This window comes from Paludibaculum fermentans (genome assembly GCF_051172195.1).
GTDB lineage: Bacteria > Acidobacteriota > Terriglobia > Bryobacterales > Bryobacteraceae > Paludibaculum > Paludibaculum fermentans_A.
In genome coordinates, this window is sequence record NZ_JBPJAQ010000002.1 from 1199442 (window position 1) to 1214678 (window position 15237).

At 62.3% G+C, this 15237-nt stretch carries 11 protein-coding genes; 5 read left to right on the forward strand and 6 right to left on the reverse strand.

The window, feature by feature from the left end:
- The first annotated feature begins 1 nt into the window (after position 1).
- Positions 2-967, forward strand: a complete 966-nt coding sequence (locus tag ACR9Y2_RS31515) for a transglutaminase family protein (RefSeq protein WP_435045854.1) — start codon at positions 2-4, stop codon at positions 965-967.
- Here ACR9Y2_RS31515 and sthA read toward each other — a convergent pair whose 3' ends face one another.
- The 4 genes from sthA to ACR9Y2_RS31535 form a co-directional block, all read right to left on the reverse strand.
- Entirely contained in the window at positions 968-2422 is a 1455-nt protein-coding gene (sthA, locus tag ACR9Y2_RS31520) for a Si-specific NAD(P)(+) transhydrogenase (protein ID WP_435045855.1), read from the reverse strand.
- A 96-nt stretch (positions 2423-2518) separates the two neighbouring features.
- Positions 2519-2875: an IPT/TIG domain-containing protein gene (locus ACR9Y2_RS31525; protein ID WP_435045856.1), complete on the reverse strand. Its 357-nt coding sequence runs from the start codon at positions 2873-2875 to the stop codon at positions 2519-2521.
- Between the two features lie 160 nt (positions 2876-3035).
- Positions 3036-3845: a response regulator gene (locus tag ACR9Y2_RS31530; RefSeq protein WP_435045857.1), complete on the reverse strand. Its 810-nt coding sequence runs from the start codon at positions 3843-3845 to the stop codon at positions 3036-3038.
- Between the two features lie 252 nt (positions 3846-4097).
- Positions 4098-6218: an amylo-alpha-1,6-glucosidase gene (locus ACR9Y2_RS31535; protein WP_435045858.1), complete on the reverse strand. Its 2121-nt coding sequence runs from the start codon at positions 6216-6218 to the stop codon at positions 4098-4100.
- A 103-nt stretch (positions 6219-6321) separates the two neighbouring features.
- Here ACR9Y2_RS31535 and ACR9Y2_RS31540 point away from each other — a divergent pair, with 103 nt between their 5' ends.
- Together ACR9Y2_RS31540 and ACR9Y2_RS31545 are read left to right on the forward strand one after the other, a co-directional pair.
- Positions 6322-6669, forward strand: a complete 348-nt coding sequence (locus ACR9Y2_RS31540; RefSeq protein ID WP_435045859.1) for a PadR family transcriptional regulator — start codon at positions 6322-6324, stop codon at positions 6667-6669.
- A gap of 12 nt (positions 6670-6681) precedes the next feature.
- Positions 6682-9330: an ADOP family duplicated permease gene (locus ACR9Y2_RS31545; protein ID WP_435045860.1), complete on the forward strand. Its 2649-nt coding sequence runs from the start codon at positions 6682-6684 to the stop codon at positions 9328-9330.
- 6 nt (positions 9331-9336) lie between these two features.
- On the opposite strand, the gene ACR9Y2_RS31550 is transcribed toward ACR9Y2_RS31545, so the two are convergent.
- Complete coding sequence (locus ACR9Y2_RS31550) at positions 9337-9969, reverse strand: response regulator (RefSeq protein WP_435045861.1); 633 nt, start codon at positions 9967-9969, stop codon at positions 9337-9339.
- Positions 9970-9987: 18 nt separating this feature from the next.
- Entirely contained in the window at positions 9988-11463 is a 1476-nt protein-coding gene (locus tag ACR9Y2_RS31555; RefSeq protein WP_435045862.1) for a sensor histidine kinase, read from the reverse strand.
- A gap of 138 nt (positions 11464-11601) precedes the next feature.
- On the opposite strand from ACR9Y2_RS31555, the gene ACR9Y2_RS31560 reads away from it, so the two are divergent.
- Positions 11602-12249 (forward strand): cytochrome c3 family protein, encoded by a 648-nt coding sequence (locus tag ACR9Y2_RS31560; protein ID WP_435045863.1) that lies wholly within the window; start codon positions 11602-11604, stop codon positions 12247-12249.
- Positions 12250-12266: 17 nt separating this feature from the next.
- Positions 12267-15236, forward strand: coding sequence for a TAT-variant-translocated molybdopterin oxidoreductase (locus ACR9Y2_RS31565; RefSeq protein WP_435045864.1), 2970 nt, complete (start codon positions 12267-12269; stop codon positions 15234-15236).
- The last annotated feature ends 1 nt before the right edge of the window (position 15237 follow it).

Here is a 15237-nt window from a genome sequence, read left to right on the forward strand (position 1 = left end):
TTTGTATTACCGCATCCGACACCTCACCCGATTTGCGTACAGCGATCCGGTGTACGAGAGCCTGATGGAGCTGCGGATGCACCCGCGGACGGAGGGCAATCAGCGCTGCCTGGATTACAAGATGACGGTGACGCCCAAGGCGCAGATTCATCTGTATCGAGATCATCTGGGCAATTCGATTCATCACTTCGGGATTCCGGGTCCGCACCGCAATCTGCAGATCACTGCGGAGAGCGTGGTGGAGATGAAGCCGTTTCCTGAGCTGCCATTGGAACTGGGGCCAGGCGCCTGGGCCGAGTTGGACAAGGCTGTGGAGGATGGCGATTTCTGGCCCAAGCTGCTGCCCAGCACGTATGCCAAGCCTTCGGAACTGCTGCTGTCCTTCATGCAGGAGTTGGGCATCGAGCGGAGGGACGATCCGCTGATGCTGGTGCGTGAGATCAACTCGAAGCTATTCAATGCGCTGGATTACGTTCCGCAGTCCACGCGCGTGGACTCGCCCATCGACGAGGCGCTGTCGCAGCGCAAAGGCGTTTGCCAGGACATGGCGCATATCATGATCACGGTATTGCGCCAGTTGGGGATTCCGGCGCGGTATGTCAGCGGCTACCTTTTCCACCGGGCGGAAGACCGCGACCGTTCGTCCGATGGCGCCACGCACGCCTGGGTGGAGGCGTACCTGCCGACGCTGGGGTGGATTGGGTTCGATCCGACAAATGACCTGATCGCCAGCGAGCGGCATGTCCGCACGGCGATTGGCCGCGACTATGCGGATGTCCCGCCGACGCGCGGCGTGCTGAAGGGCAAAGCGGATTCGAAGCTGACCGTGGCTGTCGGAGTGAGCGCGTGCGAGGAGTTGCCGCCGGAACTGGCGGAGATGGTGACGGAGTGGGACGCCGATGTGGAGCGCGACCTGAACGTTCCGGAAGATCTCTTGCGCCAGCAGGAGCAGATGCAGCAGCAGTGATCAGTCGGTTGGTTTGGAGGGGGCGATTGGATCAGAGCCTCCTCCGATGCGGTTGACGCCATCGAAGGCGGCGGTCTTGTAGCACTCCGCGAGGGTGGGGTAGTTGAAGACCGTATTCACGAAGTAGTCGACCTTTCCGCCATAAGCGAGCACGGCCTGGCCGATGTGGATCAGTTCACTGGCGCCTTCGCCGATGATGTGCACGCCCAGCAACTGGCGGGTTTCAAAGTGGAAGAGCAGCTTGAGCAGGCCGGTGGTGTCGCCGACGATCTGACCGCGCGCGATTTCGCGGTAACGTGCCTTGCCCACTTCGTAGGGGATGCCGGCCTGGGTGAGCTCTTCCTCGTTTTTGCCCACCATGGAGATCTCCGGGATGGTGTAAATGCCGTAGGGGAAGAGATCGGGCACGCTGCTGGCCTGGATGCCGAAGGCGTGGCAGGCGGCGAGGCGGCCCTGTTCCATGGAGGTGGAGGAGAGGCTGGGGAAGCCGATGACGTCGCCGACGGCGTAGATGTTCGGCACGTTGGTCCGGTAGTCGTCGTCGACGGTGATGCGGCCGCGGTCGTCAACATTGAGGCCGGACGCTTCGGGGTGGATGCGGTTGGTGTTGCCGGTGCGCCCGATGGAATAAAGCGCCTTCTCGGTGACTATCTGTTTGCCGCTGTCGAGGACGATGCGGACGCGTTCGCCCGACTCGTCTTCCAACAACTCGATGCCGTGCACGTTTTCGCCCAGGCGGAGGGTGACGCGGTTTTCGCGCAGGTGATAGGCAAGGGTGTCGATGATCTCGCAATCGACGAAGGGCAGCAGGCGGGGGCGTTTGTCGACGAGGGTGACGCGGACACCCAGGGCGGCGAACATGGAGGCGTACTCGCAGCCAATGACGCCGGCGCCGATGACGGTGAGGGTGCGGGGCAGCTCGTTGAGCACCAGGATGTCGTCGCTGGTGAGCACGCGGTGGCCGTCGAAGGGGATGTGGGGATCGCGGGTGGCTTCGGTGCCGACGGCGACGATGACTTTGTCCGCGGTGAGCAGGCGCTGGCCGCCGCCCTCGACGTATTCGAGGCGGATGGTGTGCGGGTCGACAAATGACGCGGTGGCGCTGACGACCTCGACGCGGTTGCGGAGGAGTTGGGCGCGGGTGACGTCAATTTCGTGGCGGATGACGGTGTCGACGCGCTGCAGCAGGTCCTGCATGGTGATGCGCTGTTTGACGGAGTAAGAGAGTCCGTAGAACTCTTTGGACCGGTAGCCGGAAAGGTCGAGCACCGCTTCGCGCAGGGTTTTGGAGGGGATGGTGCCGGTGTTGACGGAGACGCCGCCGAGGACGCTTTTCTTCTCGACGAGCACCACGCGCTTCTGGAGCTTAGCGGCTTGGATGGCCGCACGCTGCCCGGCGGGGCCGGAGCCGATCACCAGTAAATCGTAATCGTAGGCGTGGTTGGAGGGCACCATAGAAACAGATAGAGCCGGAGTGTTCCGGCTCTATCGATCTTAACAGGGTATACCAGCACACTTGGTGCTTATCGCGGGCGATGTGGGGCGGGGCGCCTATTCGATTTCGAAACGGACAGGCTGCTCAATGAGCTTGGGTTCTTTGCCCTTGGTGAGGATCATGAGCTTGTAGCGCTCACCCACTTTCGCGGAGTTCGGAATTTTTGCTTTGATCGTGGTGGCCGACTGTTCGCTCATGGGGACTTCGATATCGGTAGTGCCGTCGGTGAGGTACAGCTTCGCGACGGTATCTTTGCTGAGATTCTCGCCAGTGACTACAAACTCGGTACCGACCTTGCCGTTGGCCGGCTCAACGGTCGTGCACCGGGGAATGGAATCCTGTGCCATCAGGAGCGGAGGAGCAGCCAGCGCCACCAGCAGGATCGTAGATAGGAATGTAAGGGAGAAGCGCATCTTTTTATCCTCCAAGTTTGATCGTAGGCCTATGGTGAGGAGAATGCAAGAGGGGAAGGTCCTGATTTGGCGGAAAAATTCTACAACTTCGTTCAGAAACAGAACGAGCCGCCCGGTTGAGGGGCGGCTCGTGGACTGTAACTACTGAGAGGAGTAGAAGTTAGCGTTCGTTTTGCTGCAGGTGGAGACCTTTGTGGATGGCGTAGAGAGCCAATTCCAACCGGTCTGAGACGCCGAGCTTGTCGAAGATATTGTGCAGGTGGTTCTTAACCGTTTGCTCGCTGATGAACATCTTCTCGGCCATTTCCTTATTCTTGTAACCCTGAGCGACCAATGCGACGATCTCGCGTTCGCGGGTGCTGAGGGGCGACCGTTCACGGGCTTTGCTTGCCGAAGGGCCGAGGTTTGTCTCGCCCGGTGCTGCAAACTGCCGCATTACAGCCGCGGTGGTATGCGAATCGAGCCAGATCTCGCCGGCGTAGACTTTGCGAATCGATTTCACGATCAAGTCGGCTGAGGTCTGCTTGAGCACGATGCCGGAGCAGCCCAGCTTCATGGCCTGTACGAATTCGTTTTTGTCTTCCGAAGCGGTGAGAATGATGACCCGGGCCTTCGAGCTGGTGTGTTGCAGGGTCTGGAGCGCGCCCAAACCGTCGAGATTGGGCATGCGCAGGTCGAGGAGAATGACATCGGGCATCAGTTCTTCGACCCGTTCGATGAGTTCCCGGCCATCGGCGGCGGCGCCGACGACATCGATGTCATCTTCCAGATTGAGTAGTTTCCGCAGACCTTCCCGGACAATCGGATGGTCATCAGCGATCATGACTCGAATCTTCCGGGCTTCGGTTTCGGGTTGTTCACTCATGGCCGGCTTTGCGTCCCTTCCATCCAGTTCGTCATGCTGGTGCGGCGCCACAACGTTCATGATCGTCCCCTTTCCAACCTCGTACTTGATTCTAAGGAGGTCCATTACCATTGAGAATGCAGGTACTGCCTTAGAACCAAGGACCGTTCACCTTAGAATTTCCTAGGTGCGACGTACTAAGATACCTCGATCCCGGCGGCGAACGTTGGCGCGACGCTATCAGCAGGCTATCGTGAGAATCGGCCACATCGATTCACAAAGACCGCCGTATCATCATTCTAGCGCCAAACGACGCAGGCTGGTGCGCGGTAGTTTAGCAGGACTGAATGCGATGTTCCCGCGCCCTTAATTAAGTACTTACTCGCCGCGCTGGCCGGGTATGAGGGGTTTGAGCAGGGGCAAGTCGAAGCAGGGAGCCGCTTGCTTGAGGATCCTGACAGGCGGACCTTCCACCCGTATGTCTATCAGTGTTTGGGGCTTAGCAGGCCGGATCTCGCCGGAGAGAATGCTCTTTCCGACGCGGTAGTGCTGAAACCGGACCGGGCCGAGGGAGCAGGGTAGCTGCGGCGCGATGGTGACTTCCCCGGCGATGCCGTCGCTGCTAAGGCCGAGCATGGCCGTAATGAGAGGATTCACGAGGGCGACGGAGCTGAAGAGCTGGTGGGGGACGGCGCGAGGTCCTTCGGCGAAGCGATCGCCGCTGAAGTACTCGCTGATGAAGCCGGCGCCGCTCAAGCCGGTGGCCTGTGCCATGCCATGGACGTAGCGGTATCCGGCGGCGGGCTGGCCATGGCGGAAGAGGGCGAGGGTGGCCTGGGCGGTGACGAAAGGCCAGACGCTGCCGTCGTTGTAGCCCACCGGGTTGTAGAACGGGCTATCCGTTGCAAACATGCGAGTACCCCAGGGGGTAGCGAGGGTGGGGAGCGCCAGGGATGCGGCCGCTTTGGCGGCAAGTGTTGGGTCGATGCCGCCCCTGGAGAGGAGCAACCCCTGCCAGCCGGAATTGGCTTCGTATCGGGAACCGTCTTTCAACTGGGCAAAAGCGAAGATGTTCTTTTCGGGGACGAACCAGGGTTTGATGGCTTCGCGGGCTTGGGCGAGGCGGGTACGGGCTTCGGATTCCAGGGCCTTTTGGCCTTGCCAGGCGGCGAGGTCGACGAAACCGGCGAGGCCGGCCAGCCAGGCGCCCTGCAGATAGATGTCGCGGGCGACTTTGCCGCTGAGGGCTCCTGTTTCCACGGCGGCGGCTCCTCCTTTGACGTTGGAGAGCAAGCCATCGTCGTCGAGCATGGTGAGGCAGAAGCGGTAGGACTGCTCGAACCTGGCCCAATGTTTATGGACGAAGTCGAGGTCGCCGGATTGGCGGGCATAGCGGGCGGCGCTGAAGAGGAAGAGCGGCGTGGTGTCGGCGTGGTAGTAGCCATAGGGGTACTTCGGCCAATCGAGGAGGGCGGAGGATTGGGTCCACTCGTGCATCACCTTGCCGTCCGCGCGTTGGTGGTCGAGGAGGAATTCGAGCGCGGCGCGCGCGCCTTCGAAGTCGCCGTAGTCCTGCATGGCCCAGGCGCTCATCATGGTGTCGCCGCCGAAGTACCAGCCGAAGCCGGGGCGTTCGCTGAGTCCGGAGGGGGCCCAACCGGCCACGAGGCCGCAACCGACACCGTCGTTGCAGGCCCAGCCTTTCTCTATGGCGACGCGAGCCCAGTCGTAGGCGGCGGTGAAGCCTTCGGCCTGGATGCTGGTGGTGCGTTTGAGGAACGAGTCGTAGTAGGCATCGGCGGCAGTGACCAGGGCTCCGGGATCCTGGATGGCTGCGTTGTAGTCCGCGCGGGAGCCCGCTATAACGATGGGGACCTGGCCGCTCTTGTCGATGTCGAATTCGATCATCACCGTGCGGTCGGGCAATTGATGGCCGATTTGTTCGCTGATGCGGTTGAAGCGGGGGCTGCCCAGGACGGGGCGGAAGCGGCCCATCCCCTCAGTGAAGGTAAGGACGCCCTCCTTCTGATTCCAGCCGGTGGACTGGCCGCCAAAGGAGGCGGGCCACATTGGCTTCATTTCGGGAATGAAGGTGGCTCGGAATTTGAGCGGCTTGGAGGTGTCGATGTCGAGCAGGACGGCCAGGACGGGGTGGTCGATGGACGCGACCCAGGTCTGGCGGACGGTGAAGGCTCCGGTGATGTGCGTGATGGTGACGTGGCCGGGGTGGACTTCGACGGTTTCGGCCAGTCCGCTGAGGGGTGTCGGCTCGAGGGCGTTGTCGACATAGACGGAGAGTTGGAAGTCGCGCAGGACCTTAATGGGGTACGTCCAGGCTTCGAAGTTGCCGTCCTCGTGCCCGAGGAGTGCGGCTCGGCGGCCGACGGCTTCGATGAACTTGTTGGGTTGAGCGGGCTTCGTGATCACCTGGGCCGGCGTAGGCAGGGGCAGCAGCGCGGCGCTGAGGAGGAGCAGGGTCAGGGTACTTCGCACTCTCATTGAAATATAGGTTATCGCCTATCTGGCGTAACAATTCGGAGGAAGCTATTGCAGAGGGCCGGCGTTCGACATAGACTGTCTATGTTAATTACGTAGACGATCTATGTCACTCATTGAGCGAACTTCGCGAGACCCCATCCCGCCCGGTACGTTGGACATGCTGATCCTGAACACGCTGGCGCGCAATGGGAAACTGCATGGCTTTGAGATTGCGGAAGCGATCCAGGAGCTTTCTGCGGATGTGCTGCAAGTGGAAGAGGGGTCGCTGTACCCGGCGCTGCAGCGGATGCTGCTGAAGGGCTGGCTGGAGGCGGAGTGGGGCAAGACCGCGGAGAACAGGCGGGCGCGTTACTACACCTTGAGCGACGAGGGCCGGGCGCGGCTGGACCAGGAGTTGGCGCAGTATCAGCGGGTGTCGGCGGCGATTGCGCGGATCCTGCAGCCGGCGTAGGGGGAGGTATTCATGAGCATGAATGAACTGTGGCGGCGCCTGGCGCACCTGTTCCGGCGTACGCAATTGGAGCAGGAGCTGGACGAGGAGATGCGGCTCCACCTGGAGTTGCGGGCGCGCAAACTGCGGGCGCAGGGGGTGGAGCCGGAGGAGTCGGAGTACGCGGCGCGGCGGCAGTTTGGGAATGCGGCCGGATACCGGGAGACGAGCCATGATTTGTGGGCGTTCCGCTGGCTGGAGCAGTTGGCGGCGGACGTCCGGCTGGCCTGGCGCACGTCGCGGAAGAGCCCGTCGTTCACACTGCTGGCGCTGGGATCGCTGTCCTTGGGGCTGGCCGCGAACACGGCGATCTTTTCGTTTGTGAATGCGATTGTGCTGAAGACGCTGCCGGTGAGGGCGGCGGACCGGTTGGTGCTGCTGCGGCAGAACAACGAGATGTTCCACATGGAGAACTGCTGTTTCTCCTATAGCTTCTTTCAGGGAATCCGGAAGCAGGACACGGGGTTCGAGGAGTTTCTGGCCGCTGCCAGCATTGAGCGGGATGTGGTGGATGGCGACCGGCGGATCGCCGTGTCGGCCGAGCTGGTCAGTGGCAACTATTTCGCGATGCTGGGCATGCGGCCCGCGATGGGGCGGCTGTTGGACGAGTCGGACGACCGGGTGGAGAAGGGTGCGCGCGTTTGCGTCATCAGCGACCGGTTGTGGCGAACATTCTTCAACGGCGCCCAGGGCGTGGTGGGCAGAAAGCTGTTGCTGGATAAGGAACCGTTCCAGATTGTGGGGGTGACGCCGGCCGGGTTCCAGGGAGCGACGCTGCACGGGCAGGTGGATGTGCAGATCACGACGGCCTGGGCGGAGGCATTCTATGGTACTCCGCGCGAGAAATTCGGGTGGCTGCAGGTGATTGGGCGGCTGAAACCTGCGGTGTCGAGGCAGGAGGCGGGGCTGCGGTTGAATCCGGTGGGGATGAGGCTGCAGCGCGAGATCGGCTTCAAGGTCGACGACAAGGATCAATTCATCCTGCGTGACGGCAGCCAGGGGATGGGCTCGCGCAAAGAGAAGCTGGGCCGTCCGGTGTTGTTGCTGTTGTCGATTGTGGGACTGGTGCTGGTGATGGCGTGTGCGAACCTGGCGGCGTTGTGGCTGGTGCGATCGATTGAACGGGCAAGGGAAGCGGCGATCCGGGTGGCTCTGGGTGCGACGCGCTGGGCGGTAATCCGGCAGTTCCTGGTACAGAGCCTGATGCTGTCGCTGGTGAGTGGTGCGGTGGCCTGGTGGCTGGCGCAGTTCTTCATTGCCGCCCTGCTGGGTTTGATGGGGCCGCAGCGGGAGAGCCTGACGCAGCATGTTCAACCGGATCCGATGGTATTGGGGTTCTTCGCGGCGGTGACGCTGGGCTCGGGGCTGCTGTTTGGACTGCTGCCCGCGCTGCGAGCCTGGCGGACCGATCCGATGCCGCTGGTGCAGTCGGGGACGTTGTTCGCGGCGGGTAAGCGGGCGCTGGGCTACCGGTATCTGATTTCGGCGCAGATCGCTGTTTCGGTGGCATTGATTTTCACGGCCGGGTTGCTGGCGCAGACCCTGCACAATTTGCGCGCGATCGACCTGGGCTTCCAGCCACAGCACGTTGTATTGGCGCAGGTGGATTTCGAACGGCTGAACTACTCGGAGGCAGGGGCCGCGCAGGCGATGCAGAACCTGCTGTCTCGGGCGAGGGCGCTACCTGGCGCGCAGTCGGCAAGCGTGGCGAGCATCAATATCCTCACCGGCTCGATGGCTTCGTTTGTGATGCGGATACCGGGGTATGTACCGCCGAAGGGTATGCCGCCGGTGGCGTACTACACATCGGTGAGCCCGGGCTATTTTCGGACGATGGGCATTCCGTTCCGGCGGGGTCGCGACTTTGCCATGGAGGACCGGACGGAGGGGGAGAGTCCGGCGATTGTGAACGAGCAGTTTGCGAAGCGCTACCTGGGCGGCGACGGGGTGGGGAAGCCGCTGGCCTATGGCGGCGGGCGCAAGGTGCGGGTAATTGGAGTGGTGGGGACGACGAAGTACCGCTGGCTGCGTGAGGATCCGGAGCCGATCATCTACCTGCCCGCTACGGCGGACAGTATGCCCGGCAGCGCATGGGTGCAGGTGCGGAGTACAGCGTCTCCGGAGCTGGTGGAGAATCAACTGCGCTCGCTGATCCAGTCGGCCGACGCGCGGCTGCCGGTCGACAAATTGACGACGATGGATGCGCAGATTGATGAAGCGCTGGCAGCGGAGCGGTTGCTGGCTATGCTGTCCACGGCGCTGGGCCTGCTGGCGGTGGCCCTTGCGGCGATTGGACTCTACGGAGTGCTGTCGTATTCGACGGCGCGGCGGACGCGTGAGATTGGGATCCGTGTGGCGATTGGGGCGGATCGTGGGGCGATCCTGGGCATGATTCTGGGCGAGAGTGCCTGGATGGTGGTGGCGGGCCTGGTGGCCGGGCTGCCGCTGGCCCTGTTTGCGGGGCGGCTGATCCAATCGCAGCTCTACGGCTTGAAACCGGCGGACCTGGCAACCACGGTGGCGGCCGGTCTATTCCTGATGCTGATTTCGACGGGGGCGGCGCTGTTGCCGGCCTGGCGGGCGACGCGAGTGGATCCGGCGTCTTGCCTGCGGTACGAATAGCGCGGATTAGAACTCGATGGACGTCAGGATCTCACTGGGCTTCAGGCCGAAGGCGCGCGATATCGCGAGCAGGCTTTCGATGGAGGGCAGGTTGGCGCCGCGTTCAATGGAACTGATCTGGCTGACGCTCAGCTTCGAAGAGAGGGCGAGATCTTTCAGCGACCAGTCGCGCTCGGCGCGCAGGATGCGAATGCGGTGGCCGAGCTTCTCGCGGAGGCGGTCGGGCAGGGTACGGCCGAGCCCGAACTGTTCCACAGCATTGGAAAGTGATTGGCGCAGCTGAGACAGGGAGAAGGGTTTGGCGAGGTAGTCGAAGACCTTCATGCGGAAAGTGGCTCGCATGTCTTCGAGGGATGGATAGCCGGTGACGATGATGACGCAGATGCCGGGGTAGCGGGCGACCAGTTGCTCCAACACTTTGTCGCCGCGCACTTCGCCCATCTTCATGTCGAGCAGGACGATGTCGGGGCGGTGGTCGTCTGCGGAATCGAAAAGGGTGTCGGGTTTGTCGAAGGTGCGGACGCTATAGAGGCCCTCGTCCTTCAGGAAGTCCTCGACGTAGGTGAGGAAGTCGATGTCGTCGTCGAGGACGGCGATGTCGATGAGAGAAGGATTGGTGACGATCTGTTCCGCGCTCATGTGGTTCGGCTGCTCAACCTATTCTCCGCTGACTGGGGCCGCGGGTAAACAAACTTCGAGACGGGCGCCGCCGGATTTGCAGTTGGAAGCTGCAATGGTGCCGCCGTGCTGGTGGACGATGCCCTCGGCGACGGTGAGGCCCAGGCCGGTGCCGCAGGAATCGAGGCGGGTGGAGACGAAGGCCTCGAAGATCTCGGGCAGGACTTCGGCGGGGATGCCCGGCCCATTGTCGTCCACGGTGATGGAGTAGGCTGGACCTCCGTCGAGATGGCTGGAGCGGCTGGAGACGCGGATGGCGCCGCCGCAGTCGGGTACGGCGTTGAGGGCGTTTCGCAGGAGATTGACGAAGACCTGGTTCAGACGGTCGGCATTGCCGGTGACGCTGAGACCTGGCTGGATGTCGTTGACGAATTGGACGGCTCCGGCTTTCTCGTCGATGGCGACGAGGTGCCAGGCTTCCTCGATGGCGGGGCGCAGTTCGACGGGGCCCATTTCCTGGCGGCGCTGGCGGGCGAAGTCGAGCAGGCTTTCGCTGATGCGGCGCAGGCGTTGGGTGACACGGACCATGCGGGCCAGGCGGGCCTGGGCGGCCGGGTCGTCCACGGTTTCGATGAGTTTTTCTACAGAACCGTGCAGCACGGCCAGGGGGGTGTTCATCTCATGGGCGACGCTGGCGCTGAGCATGCCGAGGCTGACCAGGCGGTCCTGGGCTTCCAACGTACGCTTGGCGTGTTCCAGATCATCCTCATGTTTGCGAAGTTCGCGGACAGTGACGTTATGGGATTGCAGGATCTGGCCGATCTCGTCACCGGGGATGAAGCTTTCGTCGATGATCTCAGCCTCGCGGTCGCCCTCGCGGGTGGCGCGGTCGGCCTCGAGCAGGAGGCGAAGGGGCTGGTAGACGTAGCGGGGCATGATGACCAGCTCGAGCACGAGGACGGCCAGAATATAAATGATGCCGAGGACGGCGAAGGCGCCGACGGCGACCGAGGCGACCATCCCGCTGTAGAAGCTGAGGGGCAGGGTGAGGCGGTAGTAGCGGTTGGAGCCGGGGATCAGTTTATAGATGTGCTCGCTGGTGGGCTGGTGCTGCCAGATGCGGCCGGGGTAGCGGATGGTCCAGGCTCGAGCGTCGTCGGAGAGGCCGAAGTCGTCGGCGGTGCCGGTCTTGAGGTCGTAGGGTCGAAGTTCCTGTTCTCCATTGTCTGGAGAGAGATACGAGAAAGAGTTGTAGATGAGCGTGAGCTCGCGGGCCTTGGCCTGCTCCATGCGGACTTCGACGAAGTGGATGACGGTGAAGTAGACAGCGCAGGTGAGGATGAGGAAGAAACTGTTGTGCAGGACCATCAGTTTCGGGCGGACGCGCAGGTCGCCGAAACGGCGGCTGATGCCGGTGAGCGGACGCAGTTCCATCACCTTGGCAGGAATTCCGGGTACACCGCCAATCGGCTGAGTCCCGTCGGGGTCCGAGCGCATCGAATTACTGCCAGACAAGAATTCTTGCTCCTATTGCGTAAATAGTACTGTTATGGTAGAAAATCATGTAAGCTCTCCGCGCACGCGGAGCAGTGCAAACCCGCCTTGCCAAATCAGAGGGGCTGAGGCTGGACTGGTTCTGAAAGACATCCTGGCATGAGTGCTATCTTCTCGAAGCAGTTCGACACAAAACTGCGTCTGGCCGCCGTTGTAATCGTCCTCGTTCTGGGGGCGACCGGCGCCGTGATGGGGTATCTGCTGCACCCTAAGCAGTTTGACACCGGATATACGCCCGTGCAGCCTGTGGCTTACAGCCACAAACTGCATGCCGGCAACCTGGGCGTGGACTGTCTGTACTGCCACTACACGGTGGACAAGTCCAGCTACGCCGCCGTCCCGATGACCGAAACCTGCATGAATTGCCATGTGCGGGTGAAGGAGAAGAGCCCCAAGCTCCAGATGGTTCGCGACAGCTACGCGACCGGCGAGCCCATCCCGTGGGTGAAGGTCCACCGGCTGCCGGACTACGTTTATTTTAACCATCAGGCGCATGTGACGTCCGGTGTGAGCTGCGTGAGTTGCCACGGCCGTGTGGATCAGATGGTGGAGATCCGCCAGGTGCAGCCGCTGTCTATGGCGTGGTGCCTGGATTGCCATCGGAATGCTGCTCCGAACGTGCGGCCGACAGAGTATGTGACGAAGCTGGACTGGAAACCGGAAGGCGACCCGGCGGAGCTGGGTGCGAAGCTGATCCAGGCCAAGGGCATCCATCCCCCGACGAACTGCTCGGGGTGCCATCGATAATCCGCTGGTGCGAGACGATGAACGATTTCATACAAATCAACCCGACCAGCCTGACTGGCAAAAAGTATTGGCGGAGTCTGGACCAACTGGCGGACACTCCGCAGTTCCGCGCATGGGCGGAGCGTGAATTCCAGGATGGCGCCTCAGAGATGCTTGCCGGCGGCTCGCGGCGCACACTGCTGAAGTTGATGGCCGCTGGTTTCGGCCTGGCCGGCCTGACGGCCTGCCGCCGCCCGGTAGAGCACATCCTGCCGATGTCGAAGGGCATCGAGGGCTATGTACACGGAGTTCCGGTCCACTACGCCACGGTGGCGAGTGTGGGCGGCGCCGCTATCGGACTGATCGTCAAGTCGTTCGACGGCCGCCCGATCAAGGTGGAAGGCAATCCGCGGCATCCCTCCTCACTGGGTTCAACCAGCGCGCATACGCAGGCCCTGGTGCTGGATGTTTACGATCCGGACCGTGTGAAGGGTGTCTCGCAGAAGGGCAAGAAGGCTTCGTGGGATCAATTCAACGCCTGGTGGAAGCAGCAGGCGGCGGGGCTGGGCGACGGCGCCGGCCTGAGGATTCTGTCGGAGCGTTCGAATTCGCCGGCGGTTGCGGCGCAGAAGGCGGAGATCCTCAAGAAGTATCCGAAGTCGCAGTGGGTGGAGTACAACTCGGTCAGCTCCGACGAGCCCCGTCTTGGCGCCCAGTTGGCCTTTGGGCAGCCTCTCGAGGCGCAGTATCAGTACGACAAGGCGGATGTGGTCTTTGCCCTGGATTGTGATTTCCTCGGGTTGGATTCGCTGACCGTCCTGCCGACGAAGCAGTTCTCCGCGCGACGCAAGGTGGAGGACCCCAAGGCGGAAATCAACCGCCTGTATGTGGCGGAGTCGAACTTCACCATCACGGGTGCGATGGCCGATCACCGGCTGCGTTTGAAGTCCTCTGACGCGGGCGCGTTCGCGCTGGCGCTGGCCAAGGAACTGAACGTGAGCGGCACTGAACTGAAGGTGCTGGGCGGATCGGACACGGGTAAGACGAAGAAGTTCATTGCCGCCCTGGCCAAGGATCTGGCGGCGAAGAAGGGCAAGTCGATTGTGGTGGCGGGCCCGCGGCAACCGGCGGCAGTGCACGCGCTGGTGGCCCTGATCAACCAGGCATTGGGCAATACGGGCCAAACGGTGGTGTACTCGAAGCCGGTGGTGGACGCGGCTGCGTCGCTGGACGGCGTCAAGCAGCTCAGCGCCGATATCAACTCGGGTGTGGTGAAGACGCTGTTCGTGTTGGGCGGGAATCCGGCCTATACGATGCCGGGCGATCTGGCCTTCGCCGACATCATCAAGAAAGTTCCGGCGACAGTAGCCCTGACCGCCGATGAGAACGAAACGTGGGCCTCGACGGAATGGCAATTGCCGGAAGCGCATCCGTTTGAAGCGTGGGGCGACGCCCTTGCGCTGGACGGTACGGCGAGCATCCAGCAGCCTTTGATCGAGCCGCTGTACGGCGGCAAGAGTGTTCTGGAACTGGCGGCGGCGATCGCCGGGACCGAGGGCAAGGGCTACGACATCGTGAAGAAGTCGTGGACCTCGCAGTGGGGCGCCGATGCGGCGAAGAAGTGGAATCAGGCGCTGCATGACGGAGTAATCGAGGGGACGAAGCAGGCTGCGGTGGATGCCAAGGCGGATGCCGGCAAAGTGCTGGCGGCCGCGCAGGCAGCGATCAAGCCTGCGTCGAGCGGACTCGAGGTGGTGTTTTACCCCTCGGCCGGTCCCTACGACGGAAGGTTTTCGAACAATGCCTGGCTGCAGGAAGCGCCGGACCCGATGACCAAGGTGGTCTGGGACAACGCGGCGCTGGTCAGCGGCAAGACGGCACAGCAGCTGGGAGTCGAGAACGGCGACATGCTGACGCTGTCGGCCAACGGCAGAGAGATCAAGATGCCGGCGATGATCATGCCGGGTCATGCCGATGACTCGATCTCGGTGGCGTTGGGTTATGGCCGGTCGTCCTGCGGACGGGTGGGCCAAAACGTCGGGCATCGCGCGGAAGGCTTGCGCACCGTGGCCGGCTTCCACATGGCGGCCGTGCAGGCTCGCAAGAGCGGCGAGAAGTACCAACTGGTGACGACCCAGGAGCACCACACGCTGGAAGAGCCCATCACTCACCTGATGCGCACGGACATCGTGAAGGAACTGCCGGTGGAGGAGTACGCCAAGGAGCCGGGCATTCTGCACGAAGAGCACGGCGAGCCGGTGCAGGATATGTTTGCCGGCTGGGATTACTCGAAGGGTTACCAGTGGGGCATGTCGATCGACCTGAATGCCTGCACGGGCTGCAACGCCTGCCTGGTGGCTTGCGTGGCGGAAAACAACATCCCGGTGGTAGGCAAAGACCAGATCAATCGGGGCCGTGAAATGCACTGGATCCGCATGGACCGGTACTTCACGGGCAGCATGGAAGACGCGCAGGCGGTGATGCAGCCCATGGCCTGCCAGCAGTGCGAAAAGGCTCCCTGCGAGTCGGTTTGCCCGGTGGCGGCGACGGTGCACAGTCCGGAAGGCATCAACGAGATGGCCTATAACCGGTGTGTCGGCACGCGCTACTGCTCGAACAACTGCCCGTACAAGGTGCGCCGGTTCAACTTCCTGAACTGGAACAAAGATGTGCCTGAGTCGCGCAAGATGGTGTTCAACCCGAACGTCACCGTCCGCATGCGCGGCATCATGGAAAAGTGCAACTACTGTGTGCAGCGCATTGAAGGCGCGCGCATCCAGTCGCAGACCGAGAATCGCCGCCAGATCAAGGATCTGGAGATTCTGACCGCCTGCCAGCAGGTGTGTCCGGCCGATGCAATCGTATTCGGCAACATCAACGATCCCGAGAGCCGCGTAGCGAAGGCAAAGAAGCAGCCGCGCAACTACATCGTGATCGAGGAATTGAACACCAAGCCGCGCACGACCTACCTGGCGAAGATGCGCAATCCCAATCCGGAGCTGGCATAAC

Bases quoted from the DNA above. Each gene is read 5' to 3' on its own strand.
- ACR9Y2_RS31565 (WP_435045864.1), top strand. From the start codon at position 12,267: ATGAACGATTTCATACAAATCAACCCGACCAGCCTGACTGGCAAAAAG.
- sthA (WP_435045855.1), bottom strand. From the start codon at position 2,422: ATGGTGCCCTCCAACCACGCCTACGATTACGATTTACTGGTGATCGGC.
- ACR9Y2_RS31535 (WP_435045858.1), bottom strand. From the start codon at position 6,218: ATGAGAGTGCGAAGTACCCTGACCCTGCTCCTCCTCAGCGCCGCGCTG.
- ACR9Y2_RS31540 (WP_435045859.1), top strand. From the start codon at position 6,322: ATGTCACTCATTGAGCGAACTTCGCGAGACCCCATCCCGCCCGGTACG.
- ACR9Y2_RS31525 (WP_435045856.1), bottom strand. From the start codon at position 2,875: ATGCGCTTCTCCCTTACATTCCTATCTACGATCCTGCTGGTGGCGCTG.
- ACR9Y2_RS31560 (WP_435045863.1), top strand. From the start codon at position 11,602: ATGAGTGCTATCTTCTCGAAGCAGTTCGACACAAAACTGCGTCTGGCC.
- ACR9Y2_RS31550 (WP_435045861.1), bottom strand. From the start codon at position 9,969: ATGAGCGCGGAACAGATCGTCACCAATCCTTCTCTCATCGACATCGCC.
- ACR9Y2_RS31545 (WP_435045860.1), top strand. From the start codon at position 6,682: ATGAGCATGAATGAACTGTGGCGGCGCCTGGCGCACCTGTTCCGGCGT.
- ACR9Y2_RS31530 (WP_435045857.1), bottom strand. From the start codon at position 3,845: ATGGACCTCCTTAGAATCAAGTACGAGGTTGGAAAGGGGACGATCATG.